The sequence below is a fragment of the Luteimonas rhizosphaerae genome (assembly GCF_002849595.1).
Lineage (GTDB): Bacteria > Pseudomonadota > Gammaproteobacteria > Xanthomonadales > Xanthomonadaceae > Luteimonas > Luteimonas cellulosilyticus.
On record NZ_NRQR01000020.1, the window covers coordinates 231667 to 252263 of the forward strand.

Sequence of the window (20597 nt, forward strand, 5' to 3'; positions counted from 1 at the left end):
CTTCGCGGCGGGCGTCGGGCGGTTCACTCGCGCACGTTCCATTCGTGCACGGTGAGTTCGGACGCGCCCTGCAGCACCAGCGGATCGCGCGCGACGATGGCCTGTGCGGCCTCCAGACTCTCGATGTTCCGCAGCAGGTAGGCGCCGCCGCTGCCGTCGCTGAAGCCGCCGGTCATCACGAGCTGACCCTCGGCGCGCAGCGACTCGAGAAACGCCGCATGCGGCGGCCCGACCGCCGGATTGAAATCCGGTCGCCGCATCGCCAGGACGAGATACCGGACACTCACGCCAGCGCGTCCCAGCGCGCCTGCAGCAGTGCCAGGCGCAGGTCGGCCGCGCCGCCCGGCGAGGTGCGCGCCGCGAGGCTGCCTTCCGGCGTGCGGCCCGCGCCGGCGGTCTCGGTCGCCGCCGCGGCGGCCTGGTAGGCCTCGCGGAAGGGCACGCCGGCGAGCGCGGCCTCGACAGCGACGTCGGTCGCGTACATGCCCGAATCGATCGCCGCGCGCAGGCGGTCCTCGCGCCATTCCAGGTTCGCCAGCAACGCCGGCAACAGCTCCAGCGCCGCAAGGCCGCGGCCGAAGCCGTGGAAGATCGCGCCCTTGCTGCTCTGCAGGTCGCGGTGGTAGCCCGACGGCAGCGACAGCAGCTGCTCGATCTCGGTGCGGGCGGCGGCGACGCTGGCGTGCGTGGCGCGCATCAGCTCGATGACGTCGGGGTTGCGCTTGTTCGGCATGATCGAACTGCCGGTCGTGTACTGCGCCGGCAACGCGACGAAGCCGTATTCGGCGCTGGTGAACTGCGACAGGTCCCAGGCGAGCCGGCGCAGGTCCAGCGTCGCGCCACCCAGTGCGTCGAGCGCGGCGAGTTCGAACTTGCCGCGCGACAGCTGCGCGTAGACCGGGGACACCTGCAGGCGCGCGAAGCCGAGCACGGCGGTCGTGTGGTCGCGGTCCAGCGGCAGATTGACCCCGTACCCGGCGGCGGTGCCGAGCGGATTCGCATCGATCAGCGCGAGCGTGTCGCGCGCGCGCACCGCATTGTCGATGAAGGCCTCGGCCCAGCCCGACCACCACATGCCGCCCGACGAGATCACCGCACGCTGGATGTGGGTGTAGCCGGGAATCGGCAGCTGCGCCTCGGCCTGCGCGCGGTCGAGCGCGATCTTCGCGATCTCCCGGCTCAGCGTCGCGACGCGGTCGAGCTTCTCCTTCAGCCACAGGCGCGTGGCGACCAGCACCTGGTCGTTGCGGCTGCGGCCGGTGTGGATCTTGCGGCCGGCGTCGCCCAGTCGCTCGGTCAGGCGCGCCTCGATCGCCGAATGGCCGTCCTCGAAGCGGTCGTCGAGCACGAAGGCGCCGCTGCGGAAATCCTCGCCCAGCACTGCCAGTTCGCGCTGCAGGCCGGCGAGCTCCGCGTCCGACAGGATGCCGATGCGCTGCAGGCCTTGCGCGTGCGCGCCGCTGGCGGCGATGTCGTGCAGGAAGAATTCCCGGTCCAGCACCACGTCGTTGCCGGCGAGGAAGGCCTGGATCTGAGCGTCGACCGCGACGCCGGGTTTCTGCCAGAGGAAATTGCTCATGTCGGAACGTCCTGTTGGATCTGCATGGAAACGCGCTTGCGCGCGATCGGGCGACTGGTGAAGTCTGTTGCGCGCTTCTGTGCGCGCCAGGAACATCGTCAGTGCGGGATCGCGGTCAGTTCATCGAAACCGAACGCGAGGTTGAGGTTCTGCATCGCCTGCGTCGCCGCGCCCTTGAGCAGGTTGTCGAGCGTGGCGACGACGACGACGCGGCGCCCGCCCGGCGCCATCGTGACGCCGCCGATCTGCACACCGTGGCGGCCGGCGATGCGGCTGACCCAGGGCGCGTCGTCGACCAGTTCGATCAGCGGCTCGTCGCCGTAGCGCGCGGCGTACAGCGCCTGCACCGCGTCGCGCGTGGTCGGCTGCTGCAGCCACAGGTTCACCGTCATCGTGATGCCGCGGAAATGCGGCGCCACGTGCGGCATGAATTCCACCGGCACGTTGAGCTGCGTCGACACCTCGCGCTCGTGCATGTGATTGGTCAGGGCGTACGGCATCAGATTGCCCTGCAGCAGCGCGACGTTGTTCTTGTCCGACGGCGTGGTGCCTGCGCCCGAATAACCGGAGACCCCGAAGCACTGCGGCGGGCCGGCCAGCTGGTCGATCAATGGCGCGATCACCAGCTGCATCGCGGTCGCATAGCAGCCGGGATTGCTGATGCGGCGCTGGCCGGCGTAGCGCGCCCGGGTCAGCTCCGGCAGGCCGTAGTACCAGGCCGCATCGAAGCGGTAGTCGGCCGACAGATCGACGATGACCGTGTCGGGCGCGGCCGCGTCCAGCGCCGCGACGAACGGCGCGGCCTTGTCGTTGGGCAGCGCGAGGATCACCGCGTCGGCGCCGCGCGACGCGACCGCGTCGGCATCGAGGCTTTCGTAGCGCAGCGCACCGACGTCGGCGTCGGTGTGGTCGGCGACCGCCTGGCCGTCGAGCTCGCGCGAGGATACGAAGGCCAGCGACAGCTGCGGGTGCGCGGCGATCAGGCGGATCAGCTCCGCACCGGTGTGGCCGCGGGCGCCGACGATGCCGACGGAATGGACGGGCGTACTCACGATCGACTCTCCAGCTTGAAACGAAGATGCGCCCTCGCCGCCGGCCATTCGGCCGCGAGCAGCGAGAACACCACGGTATCGCGCAGCGACCCGTCGGAATGCCGTTGATGATGGCGCAGCACGCCATCCTGCTTCGCGCCGAGCCGCGCGATCGCCGCGCGCGAGGCGTGGTTGAACCAGCTCGTCTCGAACGCCACCGCGACGCAGGCCATCGCCTCGAATGCGTGCCCCAACAGCAGCAACTCGGCTTCGGTGTTGAGCCCGGTGCGCTGCACGCGTGGCGCCAGCCAGCTGTGGCCGATCTTCAGGTTCGGCACGTCCGGGGCTAGGCCGTAGAAGTGCGTGCTGCCCACGACCTCGCCGGCGCCGTCGAGCACGGCGAACGGCAGTGCGAGACCGGCCTGCCGATCGGCCAGCGCCCGGTCGATGTAGCCGTCCACGTCCCCGGGCGCGGGCACGCCGGTGAACCACAGCCGGTGCAGGCCGCTCGACCGCACGACGTCGCGCAGCGGCGACGCATGCAGGGCGTCCAGCGGCACCAGCGTGACCTGCGCGCCGCGCAGGGTCGGCACGGTCCGCCAGGCGTCGCCTGCGGCAGCGGTGTCCACGGCCTCAGCCCGCCAGCGTCGGTGCGCGCGTCGCGCAATGGGCCACGCACTGCTGGATCTGGTCAAAGCCGTCGAGGCCGTACCAGAACACCTTCCACTTCTCCTGCTTGAGGCAGCCGTCGGACTCGGCGTAATAGAAGATGTTGACCTGGTTGTTGTGGCGCGAGCGCCAGAACAGCTGCGGCGTTTCCTCGCGCATGACGTTCCACACGGCGCGGCCGAGGCCCTCGCCCTGGGCGTCGTCGAGCACCGCGAACTTGTCGAGGTAGGTGATCCCGTCGCCTTCTGTCAGCAGCACCGCGGCGCGGTAGTTCTCGCTGACGTAGGCGCGCAGCAGCGGCGTCCGCTCGAAGTAATCGTCGACCAGGGTCCGGCCGAAGCTCGACTCGATCAACGTGCGCAGCCGCGGCAGGTCGAGTTCATCCCACGCGGTCGCGCGCAGCACGCGTTCACCGCGGCGCACCAGCGTGCCCGAGCCCTTGTGCGTGAACAGTTCCTTGGCAAGATCCGCCGGTCGCGTGATCGACACCGACGACGCCATCGGCAAGCCATCGAGCAGCGCCTTGATCTGCTCGATCTTGACCCGCATGCCGCCGTTGATCCACGGCTGCTCCATCAGGTGGTCGTACTCGGTCGAGAGGTTGATCGAGTCGATGACCTGGCCGTCGGGATCGAGCAGGCCGCCGGTGCCGGTCAGGAAGATGATCTTGTAGGGCTGCAACTCGCGGACGAGCTCGTTGGCAGCGAAGTCCGCGTTGATGTTGAGGATCTGCCCGGACGCGGTTTCGCCGAGGCTGGTGATCACCGGAATCGAGCCGGCCTGCAGGCTGGCCTCGATCGGCGCCAGGTTGACCCGCTGGACCTCGCCGACGAGCCCGTAGGTCGCCTGGTCGAGATAGGCGGCTTCGAACACGCCGCCGGTGATCGAGGTCGCGCGCGCGCCGTTGCGCTGCAGCGCCTCGACCAGTTTGAGGTTCGCGGCCTGGAACACGCGGCGCACGATGGCGAGCGATTCCGGCGACGTGATCCGCAGGCCGTTGACGGTGCGCTTCTCGATGCCGGCCGCCGACAGTTCCGCATCCAGCTGCGGGCCGGCGCCGTGCAGCACGATCGGCGTCAGGCCGACCTCCTGCAGGAACGACAGCGACGAGGTGAGGTCGTCGAGCTCGTCGCGCAGCACCGCGCCGCCGACCTTGACCACGGCGAAGCGCTTGGCATCGAGCTGCGAGAAGCGCTTGAGGTACTGGCTGATCTCCTTCGCGCTGGCCATGCTCGAAAGCAGGCGCACGATGGTCTGGCGGGTCTGGACGTGGGTCGCGGGAATGTTCACGGGTCGGCTTGTGTGGATGGCGCGGTGGATAGGAAATGCAGTCTGTGCGCGGCTCAGGCCGGCGGATTGATGATCCGGTGCACGGCATCGGCGTAACGCTGCAGCTGCTCCAGGCTTACGAACTCGTCGGCCGTGTGCGCCTGGGCAATGTCGCCGGGCCCGAAGACGAACGCGGTATAGCCGCCCGCTGAGAACAGCGAGGCCTCGGTCCAGAAATCGACGGCGTTGCCGATCGGCAGGTCCAGCGCATCGGCGATGTCGCGCGCTTCCAGACGACGCCCTTCCGCGCGTGCGATGTCGCCCGATGGCAGGCTCGGGCCGCGGAAGGTTTCGGTGAATTCCGCAGCATCGGGCTGGGCGAAACCGGCGAACGTCGCCAGCAGCGCATCGACATCCATCGACGGCAGCGGCCGGAAGCCGAAGCGCAGCTCCGCCGCCGGCGCGATCATGTTCGCCTTGATGCCACCGTCGACGCGGCCGATGTTGAAGCGTAGCCCGGTGAGGCCGCCGAAGCGCGTATGCGCAAGAGACTCTACGTGATCGAGCGCGCGCCCGCCCCAGCGCATCGCCTGGTGCAGCGCACTCGCCGCCGGATCCTGACGGCCCGACGCATGACCGGCGGTGCCGGCGAAGCGCATCAGCACCGAGCTGATACCGCGATGCGCGAGTACCGCCTCGCCCATCGTCGGCTCGGCGACGATGACGGCCTCGTAGGGAATTCCGCGGGCGAGGAACGCCGCGATGCAGCGCGGGTCGTTGGCTTCCTCGTCGCTGGAGAACAGGAACGCGGCATCGCCGTCGCCGGCATTCGCCGCGGCGATCAGCGCCGCCGCCGCGCCCTTGATGTCGCAGACGCCGAGGCCGACCACGCGGTCGTCGAGGCGCCGCATCACGTGCGGATCGGCGCTCCAGTGCGGCGAGTCCGGCACCGTGTCCAGATGCACGTTGAACAGGAATTTCGGCGTGCCGCGCGCCGCGAACAGGCTGACCGCTCCCGCGCCGTGATCGACGACCTCGACCTCGAACCCCGGCAGCTGGTCGCGGATGTAGTCGAAGATCCCGCCTTCGGCCGCGATCGCACGCGGCGGATTGCGGGTGTCGAACGCCACCAGTCGTTCGAGATGGGCCAGCGTGTGGTCGAGGAGTTCGGTCATGACGGGGATCGGAATGTCCTGGATCGCAAGTGGAACAGGGCCCCCGCGTACGGCGGCGGCCGCCCGGCGGGCGGATGAGGACGCGGGTGCCAGCCCGTCCTAGAACGAGAGCGACGCGTGCTCGCCCGGCCCGGCGCGCGCGTCGTCCCGCTGGCGTGGGGATCTCGACTCAGCGGTTGATCTCGGCCCACAGCGTCGAACTCATGCCGAACAGCTTGATGAAGCCTTCGGCTTCCTCGACGCCCCAGTCCGCGGACTGCGCGTAGGTCGCGCCCTTGGCGTGCAGCAGGTGCGGCGAACGGATCGCGACGGCATCGACGCGGGCGCCGCGGGTTTCCAGCACGACCTCGCCATTGACGCAGGCCTGCGAGGACTGCAGGAACGCTTCCAGGTCGGCCTTCAGCGGATCGTGGAAGAAGCCTTCGTAGACCAGCTCCACCCACTTGCGCGCGACCTCGGGCTTGAAGCGGTTCTGCTGCTTGCTCAGCACCGCTTCCTCGAGCGCGCGATGGGCGGCGAGCAACGACACGAGACCGGGCGCCTCGTAGACGATGCGGCCCTTGAGGCCGATCACGGTGTCGCCGGTGTACATGCCGCGGCCCACGCCGTAGGGCGCGAACAGCGCATTGAGCTTTGCCAGCAGCGCGGCGCCGTCCAGCGCCTCGCCATCGAGCGACACCGCCTCGCCGTTGCGGAAGCCGAGCGTCACGCGCAGCGGCGCCTCCGGCCATTCGGCGCGCGGCGCGCACCAGCCACGGGCTTCCTCGCCCGGCGCTTCCCACCGGTCGATCTCGCCGCCGGACATGGTCACGCCCAGCAGGTTCTCGTTGATCGTGTACTGCTGCTGCTTGGCGCGCACGCCGAAGCCGCGCGCCTCCAGATAGGCCTGTTCGTAGGCACGGGTCTGGGTGTGTTCCTTCTGGATCTCGCGGATCGGCGCCACGATGCGGTAGTCGCCCTGCGCCTTGACCGCGAGATCGAAACGCACCTGGTCGTTGCCCATGCCCGTGCAGCCGTGCGCGATCGCATTGGTGCCCAGCTCGGCGGCGCGGGCGAGCGCGGCGTCGACGATCAGATAGCGATCCGAGACCAGCAGCGGGTACTGGCCCTGGTAGCCCTCGCCCGCCCACACGTAGGGCTTGACGAAGCCCGACCAGATCGCCGGGCCGCCGTCGACGGTGCGATGGCTGGTGACGCCGAGCTCGGCGGCGCGCTGCTCGATGAAGGCGCGCTCTTCGGCGTCGACGCCGCCGGTGTCGGCGAAGACGGTGTGCACGGCCCAGCCCTGCGCCTGCAGGTAGGGCACGCAGAAGCTGGTATCGAGGCCGCCCGAGAACGCGAGGACGATGTCCTTCGACTGTGCGGCGGAGGTCTTGGATTCGGGAGAGGCAGCGGTCATTGCGGAGTCCGGAACAGGATGGAAGGAGGGAGAGGCGCGCGGATGATCAGCGGCCGATCAGCGTGGCCATGACGGCCTTCTGCACGTGCAGGCGGTTCTCCGCCTCGTCGATGGCGATGCACTGCGGCGAATCCATGACCGCGTCGGTCGCCTTGACGTTGCGGCGCAGCGGCAGGCAGTGGCTGAAGACGCCATTGTTGGTCAGCGCCATCTTGGCCTCGTCGACGATGAAGTGCTGGTACTGGTCGCGGATCGGCTTCTCGGGCGCCCAGTTGCCGAAGAACGGCAGCGCGCCCCAGCTCTTGGCGTAGACCACGTCGGCGCCGGCATAGGCGCTGTCGATGTCGTGGCTGACCTGCAGCGAGCCGCCGCTTTCGGCGACGTTCTGCGCGGCCCAGTCCATGTAACGCGTATCGAGCACGTAGTCCGGCGTCGGACAGAGCAGGGTCACGTCCATGCCCATGCGGGTGGCGATGGTCAGCGCGGAGTTCGCGACCGCGGTGTTGAGCGGCTTGGGGTGGTAGGTCCAGGTCAGCACGTACTTCTTGCCGCGCAGGTCCGACGTGCCGAAGTGCTCCTGCAGCGCCAGCGCGTGGGCCAGCTCCTGGCACGGATGGGTGATGGTCTCCATGTTGATGACCGGCACCGGCGAGTACTGCGCGAAGGCCTTGAGCACCTTGTCCTGACGGTCGACCGACCAGTCCACGAACTTCGGGAAGGCGCGCACGCCGATCAGATCGACATAGCGGCCCAGCACGCGCGCGACTTCGGCGATGTGCTCCTCGGTGTCGCCGTCCATCACCGTGCCGAGGTCGAATTCGATCGGCCACGCGTCCTTGCCCGGCTGCAGCACCACCGCATGGCCGCCGAGCTGGAACGCGCCGAGCTCGAAGCTGGTGCGGGTGCGCATCGACGGGTTGAAGAACACCAGGGCGATGGAGCGGCCCTTCAGGGCATCGCCGAGCTTGTGCTGCTTGAACTGCGCGGCCTGGGCCAGCAGCGCGTCGAGATCGGCGCGGCTCCAGTCCTGGGTGTTGAGGAAGTGGCGGTTGACGGCGGATGCGTTCACTGCGGAAGTCGTCCTGGGCTGCGATGGGAAAGGCGGTGGAGCGAGGATGGCGTGGAACGATGACGGGCCGGAAACGAAAAAACCCGGCATCGGCCGGGTTTTGTCAGAACTTGCGCATGCACGCGAACGTCCGGCTAACCCGAAAAGGAATCGGTTTCCGGTCGGCGCGCACGCGACGTCATGCCCGACGCCATGCGGGCGGAGGTCAGAATGTCGGCGTCGGCGTGGAAGTTCTGCATCGGCGCGCATCCTCGCACGGCCGACGCTGCGCCGCAACAGCGCGGCGCCATCACCGGCTCAGCGTTCGCCCGGGGGCGCCACGACGGGGGTCACCGAGACCCGCACCCGCATCCGGTTGCCCGGATCGTAGGGGAGCCGCGAGCGGTACTTGACGCCCTTGTGCACGTAATCGACGTCGTAGGCGATGGGCCGCCGGAATTCGCGCTCGATCGGCACCATGCGGCAATCGCCGCCGGCCGAGCGCGCGACTTCCTGCACGGTGTCGTCCTCGGAGCGCAGCACGTCCTTGACCGCGCCGACGACGCGGGCGAATCCGCGGCGCTGCTCCTCGGGACTGGCGACGGGCGTGGTCGCCTCGCAGCGCTCGACCATGCTGGTCGCGCGCAGCGTCTGGTAGACCGGCTCGGCACGCAGCACCTGGGCGTATTCCACCCGCGCGTTCTCGATCTGCATCATCTGCGGCGCGCCCTGGGCCATCGCCCACAGCGGACACGCCGACAGCACGACCATCCAGCAGAAGGTCCGTGGCGCGCGCGGCAGGCGGAGGCGATGGCAGGTGGGAAACATCAGGGCGCAGTGTAGGCGGTGCACCCGCGCAGGGGCTGAATCGGTGCTGTCGTGCCCGCGTCGATCGCCCCGTGCGTGGCCGCGCGGATGCCAGTGGGCCGACGACCGATCGCGGACGGTGCTGGCGCCGGGGACGCGCCCTGCCCCGCCCGGTAGAATCGAGCGGTTTTCCCGGTGAACGAAGCGATGACCCTGCACCTGCACAACAGTTTGACGCGACGACTGGAACCGTTCGCGCCGCGCGACCCGGCCTGCCCGACGATGTACGTCTGCGGCCCCACGGTCTACAACTACGTGCACATCGGCAACGCGCGCGGTCCGGTGGTGTTCGGGGTGCTCGCCGACCTGCTGCGGCGGCGTCATGGCGCCCTGCGCTACGCGCGCAACATCACCGACGTCGACGACAAGATCAACGCCGCGGCCGCCGCGCAGGGCGTGCCGATCGCGACGATCACCGACCGCTTCACCGCCGCCTACCGGGCCGACATGGCCGCGCTCGGGGTCACGCCGCCGGACATCGAACCGGCCGCGACCGCGCACATCGGCGAGATCGTCGCGATGATCGAGCGGCTGATCGCCAGCGGGCATGCCTACGCCGCCGAAGGCCACGTGCTGTTCGCGGTCGATACCTTCGAAAGCTACGGCAAGCTGTCACGCCGCGATCCCGACGACATGCTGGCCGGCGCCCGCATCGAGGTGGCCCCGTACAAGCGCAGCCCCGGCGATTTCGTGCTGTGGAAGCCGTCGACCGGCGATCTGCCCGGCTGGGAGTCGCCCTGGGGCACGGGCCGTCCGGGCTGGCACATCGAATGCTCGGCGATGGCGGCTGCGCACCTGGGCGAGACGATCGACATCCACGCCGGCGGCGTCGACCTGCAGTTCCCGCACCACGAGAACGAGATCGCGCAGAGCGAATGCGCCCACGGCGGTCATCCGTTCGCGCGGGTCTGGCTGCACAACGGCATGCTGACCTTCGCCGGCGCGAAGATGTCGAAATCCATCGGCAACATCGAACGCGTACACGACCTGGTGCAGGCGCATCCGCCCGAAGCCTTGCGCTATGCGCTGCTGTCGGCGCATTACCGGCAGCCGCTGGACTGGTCGGACGCCTTGATCGAGCAGTCGGTGCGCACGCTCGATCGCCTCTACGGCACCTTGCGCGATCTGACCGACATCGACGGCGCGGCGCGGATCCCGGCGGCGATCGAGCAGGCGCTCGACGAGGACCTCAATACGCCCGCGGCGCTCGCCGAGATCGCGCGGATCGCCGGCGAGGCGCGCAAGGCGACGGATGCCGACAGCCGCGAGGCCCTGAAATCGGAACTGCTCGGCGCCGGGCTGGCGCTCGGTCTGCTGCAGCAGGTGCCTGCCGACTGGTTCGCCAGAGGCGCCAGCGCCGACGACGACGTCCGCAGAGTCGTGATTTCGCGCAGGCCGACGCGATCCGCGACCAGCTCGCGAGCGAAGGCATCGTGCTCGAGGACACGCCGCAGGGTGTGCGCTGGAAGCGCGGCTGAGGCTGAGGCCGTGCCGCATGCTGGCTGACGCGTCATGCGCGCATGGCGCCCAGCTTCCCAGCTTCGTTCGAGACGCTTTCGTAGGAGCGCGCTCGCACGCGACCGGGCCTCCCTGGCGCTAGTGCCGCGCGCGAACGCGCTTCTACCGGGCGACCTCCCCTGTCCGGCGAATCGCCCGATGCGCACCGTCGATCGCAGGCGCGCTTACCGCAGGCAAGCCAGAACAGAACAGGCCCGCTTGCGCGGGCCTGTCCGATACCGCCCACGTCGCTCCGCTCAGAGCTTGCGGAACACCAGCGTGCCGTTGGTGCCACCGAAACCGAACGAGTTGGACATCGCGTATTCGACCTGGTGCTGGCGTGCGGTGTGCGGCACGTAGTCCAGGTCGCAGCCGTCGCCCGGCTCGTCGAGGTTGATCGTCGGCGGGATGACGCCGTCGTGCAGCGCCATCGCCGAGAACACCGCTTCGACGCCACCCGCGGCGCCCAGCAGATGGCCGGTCATCGACTTCGTCGAGCTGACCATCACCTTCTTCGCATGGTCGCCGAGCACGGTCTTGATGCCCATGGTTTCGGCCACATCGCCGGCCGGCGTCGAGGTGCCGTGCGCATTGATGTAGCCGATCTGCGACGGATCGATACCGGCATCGGCGATCGCCGCGCGCATGCAGCGCGCCCCGCCCTCGCCGTTCTCGCTCGGCGCGGTCATGTGGAAGGCATCGCCGCTCATGCCGAAACCGGCGACCTCGGCGTAGATGCGCGCGCCGCGGGCCTTGGCGCGCTCGTACTCCTCGAGCACCAGGATGCCGGCGCCGTCGCCCATGACGAAGCCGTCGCGGGTGCGGTCCCACGGCCGCGAGGCGGCGGCCGGATCGTCGTTGCGGGTGGACATCGCCTTCATCGAGCAGAAGCCGCCGACCGACGTCGGCGTGGTCGCGAATTCCGCGCCGCCGGCGATCATCACGTCCGCGTCGCCGTACTGGATCATGCGCATCGCCAGGCCGATGTTGTGCGTGGCCGTCGTGCACGCGGTGACCGCGGCGATGTTCGGGCCCTTGGCGCCGGTCATGATCGAGACCTGGCCCGAGATCATGTTGATGATCGTGCTGGGCACGTAGAACGGCGAGATCTTGCGCGGGCCGCCCTCGTGATACTTGATTGCGGTGTCCTCGATGCCCTTGAGGCCGCCGATGCCGGCGCCGATCGCCACGCCGATGCGCTCCGCATCGTCGGCGCGGACGTCGAGGCCCGCGTCGGCGACCGCCATCAGGCCGCCGGCGACGCCGTAATGGACGAAGGGGTCCATCTTCTTGATGTCCTTCGACGGGATCCACACCGACGGATCGAAATCCTTGACCTCGCCCGCGATGCGCGTGGTGAACGCGCTCGGGTCGAAGTGGGTGATCGGACCGATCCCGGAGCGTCCGTTGACGATGCCGTCCCAGCTCGTGGCCAGATCGTTGCCCAACGGAGAGAGGATGCCCAGACCGGTGATGACGACGCGGCGCTTGGCCATGATGAACTCCTAACGGATGACGGGATGCGGCACACGTTCGGTTGCCGCGAATACACACAAGGCCGCATGGCGGCCTCGTGCTTGGGTCAGGCGATGTGCCGGTGCGCCGAAGCGGGAACCGGCCGCGCGTGTCGGCCTGCCGACGACGCGCCCGGGGCGATCAGCCCTTGGCGTGCGACTTGATGTAGTCGATCGCCTGCTGCACCGAGGTGATCTTCTCGGCTTCTTCGTCCGGGATCTCGCACTCGAACTCTTCTTCCAGCGCCATCACCAGCTCGACGGTGTCCAGCGAGTCCGCGCCCAGGTCGTCGACGAACGAAGCGCTGTTGCTGACCTCATCCTCTTTCACGCCCAGCTGTTCGATCACAATCTTCTTGACGCGTTCTTCGATGTTGCTCATAGCTTGTCTGCTCCGGGGAGGCGGTTTTCGGTGGTTAGTGTAAGGGAAAGCCGGGCGATGGGCGTACCACCATCGAACCCCTTGCCATTCAACGGCTTGCCCTCGAATTCGTTCGATTCCGGCGCGGCCGCGCAGCGGGCCGCGGTGGGGCGCGAAACCCGCATCACGGCATGTACATGCCGCCGTTGACGTGCAGCGTTTCGCCGGTGATGTACGACGCCGACGGGCCGGCGAGAAACGCGACCGCTTCGGCGATGTCGGCCGCGTCGCCGAGCCGGCCGAGCGCGATCTGCTGCGTCAACGCGGCCTTCGAGGCTTCGGGCAGATCGCGTGTCATGTCGGTGGCGATGAAACCGGGCGCCACGACATTGACCGTCACGCCACGCGAGCCGATCTCCTTCGCCAGCGACTTGCTGAAGGCGATGATGCCGGCCTTGGCCGCCGCGTAGTTCGACTGCCCCGCATTGCCGGTGACGCCCACGACCGACGCGATGTTGACGATGCGGCCCTTGCGCGCCTTCATCATGCCGCGCATCACCGCCTTCGAGCTGCGGTAGACGCTGGTGAGATTGGTGTCGAGGATCGCCTGCCAGTCCTCGTCCTTCATGCGCATCAGCAGGTTGTCGCGGGTGATGCCGGCATTGTTGACGAGGATCGAGATCGCGCCGAACTCGCTGCCGACCGCGTCGACCAGCGCTTCGATGGCGCCTGCCTCGGCGACGTCGAGCACGCGGCCATGGCCGCCGTGGGCCTGAAGGCGTTCGCCGATCGCGGACGCGCCCGCGTCGGTGGTGGCCGTACCGATCACGGTCGCGCCGCGCGCGGCGAGCATGTCGGCGATGGCCGCGCCGATCCCGCGGCTGGCGCCGGTGACGAGGGCGATTTCACCCTGCAGTGGCTGGCTCATGTCGGTGTCCTGTTCTGTACGGGGAATGCCGCCGATCCGGCGGAACGCAACGGGCGCGGCTCAGGCCGCGCGCAGCGCATCGATCGCGGCGGTGAACTCGTCCGGCGTGCCGATCGCGCGCGCTTCGAGCGACCTGTCGATGCGCTTCGAGAGACCGGTCAACACCTTGCCCGGCCCGCACTCGACGAGCGTGGTGACCCCGCGCGCGGCGATCGCCTCGACGCAGCGCGTCCACTGCACCGGCAGGTACAGCTGGCGCTGCAACGCATCGCGGATCGCGACGCCGTCGTCGTGCACGCCCGCATCGACGTTCTGCACGACCGGCAACACGGGCGCACGCCACTGCAGGTTCGCCATGGTCTCGCCGAGCCGGTCCGCGGCATCGCGCATCAACGGCGTGTGCGACGGCACGCTGACGGCCAGCTTCACGACCTTGCGCACGCCGCGCTCGCCGAGCAGCGCGATCGCACGATCGACCGCCGCCGCGTGGCCGCCGATGACGATCTGTCCCGGCGAGTTGAAATTGGCGGGCACGACGACCTCGTCGGTCGACGCGGCTTCGCACACCTCCAGCACCAGCGCATCGTCGGCCCCGATGACCGCCGCCATCGCGCCGGTGCCCGCAGGCGCAGCGGCCTGCATCAACTGGCCGCGGGTACGGACCAGGCGCGCGGCATCGCCGAGCGACAGCACGCCGGCCGCAACCAGGGCGGTGTATTCGCCGAGGCTGTGCCCCGCGACGACCGCCGGCTGCGCGCCGCCCTGCTGCTGCCATGCGCGCCACACGGCGACACCGGCGGCGAGCAGTGCCGGCTGGGTGAATTCGGTCTGGTTGAGCCGGTCTTCCGGCCCCTGCTGCGCGAGCGCCCAGAGCTGCGTTCCCGCGCCTTCGGACGCTTCGGCGAAGGTGTCGACGACCACCGGATGCTGCGCGGCGAGTTCACCGAGCATGCCCAGCGACTGCGAGCCCTGCCCCGGAAACACGAATGCGAATTGCGATGCGGTCACGCGATCTTCCAACCCAGAAAACGGGGGCGATGATAAGCGCCATCGGCCGACATTGTCTGTACCGGGGCGTATTGCGGGCACCGCGGCGCACGCAGCCGGCATCTCGCTTTGGCGCAGTCGTGATGGCGGCGTGGATACCACCCGGACCGCCGCGACGCGTGATTCGTCCAGCGGATTCGATCGGCTCAGGACATCGACGGCGACCGGCGAGACGCCGATCTGCGTACCGCCGCCGATCCGGCAGGTGCATGGGCGACGACGCTGTGGAAACGGACCCGGCCGATGCGTCCAGTCAGGACGCCGGCGTGCATGCGACCGACCGCAACATGGGACCGGCGGAGCAACGGGTCGCGTCGCCTCCACGCGTCGACTGGCGACGCGCGGCGCAGGATCAGTAGCGCAACAGCGCCGAGCCCCAGGTGAAACCGCCACCGAAGGCCTCGAGCAGCACCAGCTGCCCGCGCTGGACGCGTCCGGACCGGACGGCTTCGTCCAGCGCCAGCGGCACGGAACCCGACGAGGTGTTGCCGTGCTTGTCGACGGTGACGACGACCCGGTCCATCGGCATGTCCAGCCGCTTGGCGGTCGCCTCGATGATGCGCAGGTTGGCCTGGTGCGGGATCAGCCAATCGATGTCGTGGCGGTCGAGACCGTTCGCGGTCAGCGTTTCCTCGACCACGGAATCCAGCGCCTTGACCGCGTACTTGAAGACGTCGCTGCCGGCCATCTTGATGCGCACGCCGGCGTTCTTCTCGTTTTCCTTGAAGCCGACGGACACGCCGACCGGATTCCACAGCAGTTCCTTCTTGCCGCCGTCGGCGTGCAGATGGGTGCTGAGGATGCCGGTCTCGGTATCGGCCTTGAGCACCACCGCGCCGGCGCCGTCGCCGAACAGCACGCAGGTCGTGCGCTCGCTCCAGTCGACCATGCGGGTCAGCGTCTCGGAGCCGACGACCAGCACCGTCTTCGCATCACCCGAACGGATGAACTTGTCGGCGATCGACAGCGCGTAGAGAAACCCGGAGCACGCCGCATTGACGTCGAACGCGCCGCAGCCGTTGGCGCCCAGACGATGCTGGAGCAGGCAGGCGGTCGATGGAAAGATGATGTCGGGCGTGGTCGTCCCGAGCACGATCAGGTCGAGCTCGCTGGCGTCGACCCCCGCCGCTTCCAGCGCGCGGACCGAGGCGTGGTACGCGAGGTCACCTGTGGTCTCGCCGTCGGCGGCGATGTGCCGCTCGCGGATACCGGTGCGCGAGGCGATCCATTCGTCGCTGGTCTCGACGAACTTCGAGAGGTCGTCGTTGGTCAGCACTTTTTCCGGCAGGTAGCTGCCGGTACCGGCGATGCGGGAATAAATACGTTCGCTGGTCATCTGGAGTACGGCCCTCGCATGGTCACGCGCACTGGCGACACGCGTGGGACGGACGAACGGTCAAGTCGGCGCCAGCGCCGGTCGACCGGACACGATCGACGCACGGACGCCCGGGCGACACCCGTCCGCCGCGATGACGGCGTCCTTGCCGATGCGACAACGGCCACGCAGTGCATGGCCGTCGGCGCGGACACCCGCCGCATCGGGGCGGCAGGCGATTGCAATCAGTCTTCTTCGACGACGCGGGTCTTCGGCGCGATGACCTGCTTGCCGCGGTAGTAGCCGTCTTCGGTGATGTGGTGACGGATATGCGTCTCGCCGGTCGTCGGATCGGTCGCCAGCTGCTTGGCAGTCAGCGCATCGTGCGAGCGACGCTGGCCACGACGGGAGGGGGAAACGCGGGATTTCTGCACAGCCATGGGAATTGCTCCAGCAACAGGTTCAGTTGTTTCGTTCTTTCTTCAATGCCGCCAACCCGGAAAACGGGTTGACGCGTGTCTCTTCTTCCGCCGTCACCGGCCAGTCGCGCTCGACCAGTTCGGAGCCGGGCGCGACCGGGATGACCGGCACCGCCAGAATCAGCTCGTCCTCGACCATCGCCGCCGGCGCCAGCATGCCGTGGCAGCAGGCCAGCCTCGTCCGCTTCGTCGCGGATCAGGCCGAGCCGCTGCACGAGCTGCACCGGAAACACGAACCGCTGCAGGCTGCGCTGACAGGTCAACGGCAGCGCGGCATCGATCCGCAGTTCGGCGTACGGCACCTGCAGCGCATCACGGCCGAATTCCAGCGAGCAGACCACCTCGCCGTCGGCATCGGCCAGCACGTCGCGCAGGCGCGTCATCGAGGACAAAGGCAGTCGGGCTTCAAGACGGCTTCTGGCCGTGACCATGCGCCAAGCGTCGACCAACTCGGGCATTTGGGCGGACATAAGCCGCTGAATGTTAAAGACCGGAAAACCCGCTGTCAAACCCGGCGACACCGGATTCAGCTGCGATGGCGGCGCGGTTTGCCGGGCATCGACCCCGGCGTCAGACTGGGCGCCTTCCCGGGGATCGGAACCGACGTGCCGCTGTCCTTGACCCTGCTGCTGACCGCACTCGCCGCCGCCGTCATTGTGGTCGCGATGCGCCGCCGTGTGCAACGCCGCCGCGCCGCCTTCGCCGGCGTCCTCGACGCCGCGGACGCTCTGGAAGCGCGGTTGCGCGCGGTCCGGGCCGAGATCGGCGCGGCAGTCGCTGCCGACGATGACCCGGTCCGGGCCGCGCTGCAGGAGATGCTGCGGCAACGTCTGTGGCTGCAGCAGCATGGCGCGTCGGCGGATCTCGGCGCGCTGGAGGCGATGCGCCTGTCGATCGATGCCTCGCGCGCGCGGCTCGATGTCCAGCTGGCGCAGGTCGCCGAAGCGCGCGAGCTCGAGACCCCGTGAGCCATCCGCCTGCGCCGCGCCTCGTGCTCGGTTCCACATCGCCGTACCGGCGCGAGCTGCTGCAGCGCTTGCAGCTTCCCTTCGAATGCGTGCGCCCCGACTTCGACGAAACCCCGCGGGCGGGCGAAGCCCCGTCGGCGCTGGCCGCGCGACTCGCCGCGGACAAGGCGCGCGAGGTGGCCAGCCGGGTTCCCGGCGCGTGGAGCATCGGCTCGGACCAGGTCGCCGAGCTCGAAGGGGAGCCGATCGGCAAGCCCGGCCACCGCGCGGCCGCGATCGCGCAGCTCTCGGCGATGTCGGGACGCACGGTCCGCTTCCACACCGCGGTCGCGCTGGCGCGAGACGACGGCGGGCTGCTGGAGACGATGGACTGCACCGAGGTGCGGTTCCGGGTGCTGGATGCCGGCACCATCGCCCGCTACGTCGATCTGGAGCAGCCGTTCGACTGCGCCGGCAGCTTCAAGTGCGAGGGTCTGGGCATCGCCCTGTTCGACGCGATCCGCAACGACGACCCGACGGCGCTCGTCGGACTGCCGCTGATCGCGACGGCGCGACTGCTGCGATCCGTCGGCTTCGCCTGCCCCTGACGCGCGCCTAGTCGAGCAGGACCGGCTGCTCGCTCCAGTCCTCGACACTGCCGTCGAGCCCGTACAGACGCAGGCCGAGCCAGCGACGCCCGGCCGGCAGGCCGGTCGCGTCGATCGTGGCGCGGAACCCGACCGCGGGATGCCGCGGATCGGTCGAGATCCGCCAGTATTCCGCGGTCCCGGGACTCGGCAGGCCGTATGCCGCCTCGGCCACGACCTCGCCATCGAGCAGCACGTCGACACTGCGCAGGCCGACGCCGTCCTTGAACGCCCAGCCGGCCACCTCGAAGGATCGGGACGCCGCCGCGCCGGCGACCGGCGTGTCGATCCAGGCCATCGCCGGCGTCACGCACGGCGTCGCCGCCGGTGCGCCCGGTGCAAGCGCGAACAGCAGGAAACGCTGGCGCCCGCGGTCGACATTGACGACGCGCGGCGGCGGCAGCGGCCCGACCATGTCGCACAAGGCGTGGTAGCGGGCCAGCAGATTGCGGTATTCGACGTCGGTCGCGCCGACGACCAGCAGCGCGGGCGCGTTGCCCCAGTCCGCCCGGCTGTCCGCTTCCAGTCCCCACAAACGCAGCTGCGGGGCGCGGCCGTGATGGCGGTTCAACGGATGATCGAGCACGCGGATGTCGGGATGGCCGAGCGCGAAGCCGAGTTCGGCGCCGATCTTGAAGTTGTCGGCGACCAGCACCGTCTCGGCCGGCAGGTCCGCGAGTTCGGTCTCGACCGCCGCGGTCAGCTCGTCCCAGCCGGCGAAGTTCGAGGGGTACCACTTCAACGTGGCGGCCTGCGCGCGCACCTGCGGCGACGACACCGCCGAGTAGTATCCGATGACGCCGATGAAGCCGACCGCCAGCACCGTCCACGTCGCGACCTGCAGGCCGCGCGACCAGCGCGCGAGCACGAAACCGACCAGCGGCAGCAGCGCGATGTAGCCCGGCAGCGGCCAGTGGAAGCTGACGCGCTCGGTATCGGCGACGAAGCCCAGCACGAAGAAACCGCCGACGACGAGTCCACCGCAGATCGCCAGGAACCGCGCCGCGTCGTTGGCACCGCGGTGCATCTGCCGCGCGGCCAGCAGCAGGGCCGCGAACAGCAGCGGCGTCACCATCAGCGCCTGGATCACCAGGAACTGCCAGCCGTCCATGTGCAGCGCCCAGGGATGTCGGTCGACCATCTGGAAGCGCAGGCCGGCCTCGGCGTTGTCGATGTTCCAGACCAGCAGCGGAATCCAGGCCGCGGCGCCGAACGCGATCGCGATCCACACGCGCGGATCGCGCAACACCACGCGCCCGCGCGGCAGCCACAGCAGCGCGACGATGCCCACGCCGATGACCGCGATGAAGCGGTAATGACTCAGCGCCCCCAGCGCGAGTCCGAGCGCGAGCAGCAGCGAGGCGCCGTGCGTGACCTCGCGCAGCAGCCGCACGCCGGCGTCCAGGCACAGCAACGTGGCCAGCGCGAGCATCGCGTCCGGCAGGGCCATCACGCCCAGCGAGCCGAGCAGCGGCAGCAACAGGGCGGCGCAGCCGGAAATCCACCCTGCATCGGTATCGAATTCGCGCGCCGTCAGCCGGACCACCAGCCACGGCACCAGCGCCGAGATCGCCAGGAACGGCAGGCGCACCGCCAGCACGCTGTCGCCGAACAGCTCGGTGCCGAGCCGGATCAGCCATGCCGTCAAGCCGGGAAGATCGGAGTAGGCCCACGCGAGATGCTGGCCCTCGAGCCAGTAGAACGCCTCGTCGACGAACAACGGAAGACGCGCGGCGATCGCCAGTTTGACGGCGACGATCGCGATCCACAGGACGATGAAAACCGTCCGCACTTCCATCCGCCGCATTGAACTCGACCTCGGTACACTCGGGAAATCGCCGCAGGAGCCATCGCATGCCCGACCCGTCCACGACCCACGTCATGCTAACCGACCGGCAACGCGAGGCGCTGGCGCAGGCGCAGCAGCAGGTCAACAGTCTGGTGCTGGGCAAGCATGACGCCGTGACGATGAGCTTCGTCGCCCTGCTCGCCGACGGCCACATCCTGATCGAGGACCTGCCGGGCCTGGGCAAGACCACGCTGGCGCATGCGATCGCCGCGACCGTCGGCCTCGACTTCCAGCGGGTGCAGTTCACCTCGGACCTGTTGCCGTCGGATGTCGTCGGCGTGTCGATCTACGACGGCACCGCGCGACGGTTCGAATTCCACGGCGGCCCGGTCTTCACCAACGTGCTGCTCGCCGACGAGATCAATCGCGCGCCGCCGCGGACCCAGAGCGCGTTGCTCGAAGCGATGGCGGAACACCAGGTCACCGTCGACGGCGTCACCCACGCGCTGCCGGATCCGTTCTTCGTCATCGCGACCCAGAATCCGGTGGACCTGTCGGGCACCTATCCGTTGCCCGACTCGCAGCTCGACCGGTTCCTGCTGCGGCTCAACCTGGGATATCCCGATCGCGATGCCGAACGCGCGCTGCTGTCGGGCACCGATCGGCGCACCCTGATCGCCGGGGTCATGCCGCAGCTGGGCAGTGACGACATCGCGCAGCTGCGCGCGGCCGTCAACGCGATCCATGCGAGCCCGGCGCTGATCGACTACGTGCAGGCGCTGCTCGCCCGCAGCCGCCAGCATCCGGGCGTCCGTGTCGGCCTGTCGCCGCGCGCCGGCCTCGCCCTGCTGCGCGCCGCCCGTGCACTGGCATTGCTGGAAGGACGCAGCCACGCCCTGCCCGACGACGTGCAGCGCCTGTTCCCGGCGATCGCCGCGCATCGCCTCGTCGCCGATGCCGACGCGACGACCGGCGACACGCTGGCCGACGCGATCCTGCAGGCGGTGGCGGTCGACTAGGCGGCGCGCGATGTCCG

20 protein-coding genes and 1 pseudogene are annotated in these 20597 nt (G+C 69.3%); 4 read left to right on the forward strand and 17 right to left on the reverse strand.

Annotated elements, in window-relative coordinates; all coding sequences use genetic code 11:
• Positions 1-23: 23 nt before the first annotated feature.
• From CJ022_RS10540 to CJ022_RS10580, 9 genes are all read right to left on the reverse strand, one after another.
• Positions 24-287, reverse strand: a complete 264-nt coding sequence (locus tag CJ022_RS10540; RefSeq protein ID WP_101926595.1) for a YciI family protein — start codon at positions 285-287, stop codon at positions 24-26.
• Positions 284-1579 carry an argininosuccinate lyase gene (locus CJ022_RS10545; RefSeq protein WP_101926596.1) on the reverse strand — a complete coding sequence of 432 codons (1296 nt, stop codon included), beginning with the start codon at positions 1577-1579 and terminating at the stop codon, positions 284-286. Before CJ022_RS10545 ends, CJ022_RS10540 begins: the two co-directional genes overlap by 4 nt.
• A 98-nt stretch (positions 1580-1677) precedes the next feature.
• Positions 1678-2631 (reverse strand): N-acetyl-gamma-glutamyl-phosphate reductase, encoded by a 954-nt coding sequence (gene argC, locus CJ022_RS10550; protein ID WP_233198702.1) that lies wholly within the window; start codon positions 2629-2631, stop codon positions 1678-1680.
• A complete protein-coding gene (locus CJ022_RS10555; RefSeq protein WP_101926598.1) occupies positions 2628-3239 on the reverse strand; it encodes a GNAT family N-acetyltransferase in 612 nt (203 codons plus the stop codon). The genes argC and CJ022_RS10555 overlap by 4 nt, the downstream gene beginning before the upstream one ends.
• A gap of 4 nt (positions 3240-3243) precedes the next feature.
• On the reverse strand, positions 3244-4509 hold the full coding sequence (locus tag CJ022_RS10560) for an acetylglutamate kinase (RefSeq protein WP_233198725.1): 1266 nt from the start codon (positions 4507-4509) through the stop codon (positions 3244-3246).
• 113 nt (positions 4510-4622) lie between these two features.
• Positions 4623-5723, reverse strand: coding sequence for an acetylornithine deacetylase (locus CJ022_RS10565; RefSeq protein ID WP_101926600.1), 1101 nt, complete (start codon positions 5721-5723; stop codon positions 4623-4625).
• 169 nt (positions 5724-5892) lie between these two features.
• Complete coding sequence (locus CJ022_RS10570) at positions 5893-7122, reverse strand: argininosuccinate synthase (RefSeq protein WP_101926601.1); 1230 nt, start codon at positions 7120-7122, stop codon at positions 5893-5895.
• A 46-nt stretch (positions 7123-7168) separates the two neighbouring features.
• Positions 7169-8191: an N-acetylornithine carbamoyltransferase gene (locus CJ022_RS10575; RefSeq protein WP_101926602.1), complete on the reverse strand. Its 1023-nt coding sequence runs from the start codon at positions 8189-8191 to the stop codon at positions 7169-7171.
• Between the two features lie 297 nt (positions 8192-8488).
• Positions 8489-8998, reverse strand: a complete 510-nt coding sequence (locus CJ022_RS10580; RefSeq protein ID WP_233198703.1) for a hypothetical protein — start codon at positions 8996-8998, stop codon at positions 8489-8491.
• 186 nt (positions 8999-9184) lie between these two features.
• On the opposite strand from CJ022_RS10580, the gene cysS reads away from it, so the two are divergent.
• On the forward strand, positions 9185-10543 hold the full coding sequence (cysS, locus tag CJ022_RS10585) for a cysteine--tRNA ligase (RefSeq protein WP_425490795.1): 1359 nt from the start codon (positions 9185-9187) through the stop codon (positions 10541-10543).
• Between the two features lie 248 nt (positions 10544-10791).
• On the opposite strand, the gene fabF is transcribed toward cysS, so the two are convergent.
• The 7 genes and pseudogenes from fabF to CJ022_RS10620 all read right to left on the reverse strand — a co-directional run bounded on the left by fabF (position 10792) and on the right by CJ022_RS10620 (position 16648).
• A complete protein-coding gene (gene fabF, locus CJ022_RS10590; protein WP_101926604.1) occupies positions 10792-12030 on the reverse strand; it encodes a beta-ketoacyl-ACP synthase II in 1239 nt (412 codons plus the stop codon).
• Between the two features lie 160 nt (positions 12031-12190).
• Positions 12191-12430, reverse strand: a complete 240-nt coding sequence (gene acpP / locus CJ022_RS10595) for an acyl carrier protein (RefSeq protein WP_101926605.1) — start codon at positions 12428-12430, stop codon at positions 12191-12193.
• A 163-nt stretch (positions 12431-12593) separates the two neighbouring features.
• The gene (gene fabG, locus CJ022_RS10600) at positions 12594-13337 is read right to left on the reverse strand and encodes a 3-oxoacyl-ACP reductase FabG (protein WP_101926606.1); all 744 of its coding nucleotides are present in this window, start codon (positions 13335-13337) and stop codon (positions 12594-12596) included.
• Positions 13338-13397: 60 nt separating this feature from the next.
• Positions 13398-14345, reverse strand: a complete 948-nt coding sequence (gene fabD / locus CJ022_RS10605; RefSeq protein ID WP_101926697.1) for an ACP S-malonyltransferase — start codon at positions 14343-14345, stop codon at positions 13398-13400.
• 391 nt (positions 14346-14736) lie between these two features.
• Positions 14737-15720, reverse strand: a complete 984-nt coding sequence (locus CJ022_RS10610) for a beta-ketoacyl-ACP synthase III (RefSeq protein ID WP_101926607.1) — start codon at positions 15718-15720, stop codon at positions 14737-14739.
• Between the two features lie 224 nt (positions 15721-15944).
• On the reverse strand, positions 15945-16139 hold the full coding sequence (gene rpmF / locus CJ022_RS10615) for a 50S ribosomal protein L32 (protein WP_101926608.1): 195 nt from the start codon (positions 16137-16139) through the stop codon (positions 15945-15947).
• Positions 16140-16161: 22 nt separating this feature from the next.
• Positions 16162-16648, reverse strand: a pseudogene (locus CJ022_RS10620) (YceD family protein).
• A 345-nt stretch (positions 16649-16993) separates the two neighbouring features.
• Here CJ022_RS10620 and CJ022_RS17085 point away from each other — a divergent pair.
• Together CJ022_RS17085 and CJ022_RS10630 are read left to right on the forward strand one after the other, a co-directional pair.
• A complete protein-coding gene (locus CJ022_RS17085; protein ID WP_158238402.1) occupies positions 16994-17146 on the forward strand; it encodes a hypothetical protein in 153 nt (50 codons plus the stop codon).
• On the forward strand, positions 17143-17733 hold the full coding sequence (locus tag CJ022_RS10630; protein WP_101926610.1) for a Maf family protein: 591 nt from the start codon (positions 17143-17145) through the stop codon (positions 17731-17733). Before CJ022_RS17085 ends, CJ022_RS10630 begins: the two co-directional genes overlap by 4 nt.
• 7 nt (positions 17734-17740) lie before the next feature.
• Here CJ022_RS10630 and CJ022_RS10635 read toward each other — a convergent pair whose 3' ends face one another.
• Positions 17741-19570: an ArnT family glycosyltransferase gene (locus tag CJ022_RS10635; protein WP_233671442.1), complete on the reverse strand. Its 1830-nt coding sequence runs from the start codon at positions 19568-19570 to the stop codon at positions 17741-17743.
• Positions 19571-19626: 56 nt separating this feature from the next.
• On the opposite strand from CJ022_RS10635, the gene CJ022_RS10640 reads away from it, so the two are divergent.
• A complete protein-coding gene (locus CJ022_RS10640) occupies positions 19627-20580 on the forward strand; it encodes an AAA family ATPase (protein ID WP_233198706.1) in 954 nt (317 codons plus the stop codon).
• The last annotated feature ends 17 nt before the right edge of the window (positions 20581-20597 follow it).

What these genes read in the sequence shown, in the direction of transcription:
- CJ022_RS10545 (WP_101926596.1), bottom strand. Translation starts at nt 1,579, where the DNA reads ATGAGCAATTTCCTCTGGCAGAAACCCGGCGTCGCGGTCGACGCTCAG.
- CJ022_RS10560 (WP_233198725.1), bottom strand. Translation starts at nt 4,509, where the DNA reads ATGGCCAGCGCGAAGGAGATCAGCCAGTACCTCAAGCGCTTCTCGCAG.
- CJ022_RS10565 (WP_101926600.1), bottom strand. Translation starts at nt 5,723, where the DNA reads ATGACCGAACTCCTCGACCACACGCTGGCCCATCTCGAACGACTGGTG.
- CJ022_RS10570 (WP_101926601.1), bottom strand. Translation starts at nt 7,122, where the DNA reads ATGACCGCTGCCTCTCCCGAATCCAAGACCTCCGCCGCACAGTCGAAG.
- CJ022_RS10580 (WP_233198703.1), bottom strand. Translation starts at nt 8,998, where the DNA reads ATGTTTCCCACCTGCCATCGCCTCCGCCTGCCGCGCGCGCCACGGACC.
- cysS (WP_425490795.1), top strand. Translation starts at nt 9,185, where the DNA reads ATGACCCTGCACCTGCACAACAGTTTGACGCGACGACTGGAACCGTTC.
- fabF (WP_101926604.1), bottom strand. Translation starts at nt 12,030, where the DNA reads ATGGCCAAGCGCCGCGTCGTCATCACCGGTCTGGGCATCCTCTCTCCG.
- acpP (WP_101926605.1), bottom strand. Translation starts at nt 12,430, where the DNA reads ATGAGCAACATCGAAGAACGCGTCAAGAAGATTGTGATCGAACAGCTG.
- fabG (WP_101926606.1), bottom strand. Translation starts at nt 13,337, where the DNA reads ATGAGCCAGCCACTGCAGGGTGAAATCGCCCTCGTCACCGGCGCCAGC.
- CJ022_RS10610 (WP_101926607.1), bottom strand. Translation starts at nt 15,720, where the DNA reads ATGACCAGCGAACGTATTTATTCCCGCATCGCCGGTACCGGCAGCTAC.
- rpmF (WP_101926608.1), bottom strand. Translation starts at nt 16,139, where the DNA reads ATGGCTGTGCAGAAATCCCGCGTTTCCCCCTCCCGTCGTGGCCAGCGT.
- CJ022_RS17085 (WP_158238402.1), top strand. Translation starts at nt 16,994, where the DNA reads ATGCTGCGGCAACGTCTGTGGCTGCAGCAGCATGGCGCGTCGGCGGAT.
- CJ022_RS10635 (WP_233671442.1), bottom strand. Translation starts at nt 19,570, where the DNA reads ATGGAAGTGCGGACGGTTTTCATCGTCCTGTGGATCGCGATCGTCGCC.
- CJ022_RS10640 (WP_233198706.1), top strand. Translation starts at nt 19,627, where the DNA reads ATGCCCGACCCGTCCACGACCCACGTCATGCTAACCGACCGGCAACGC.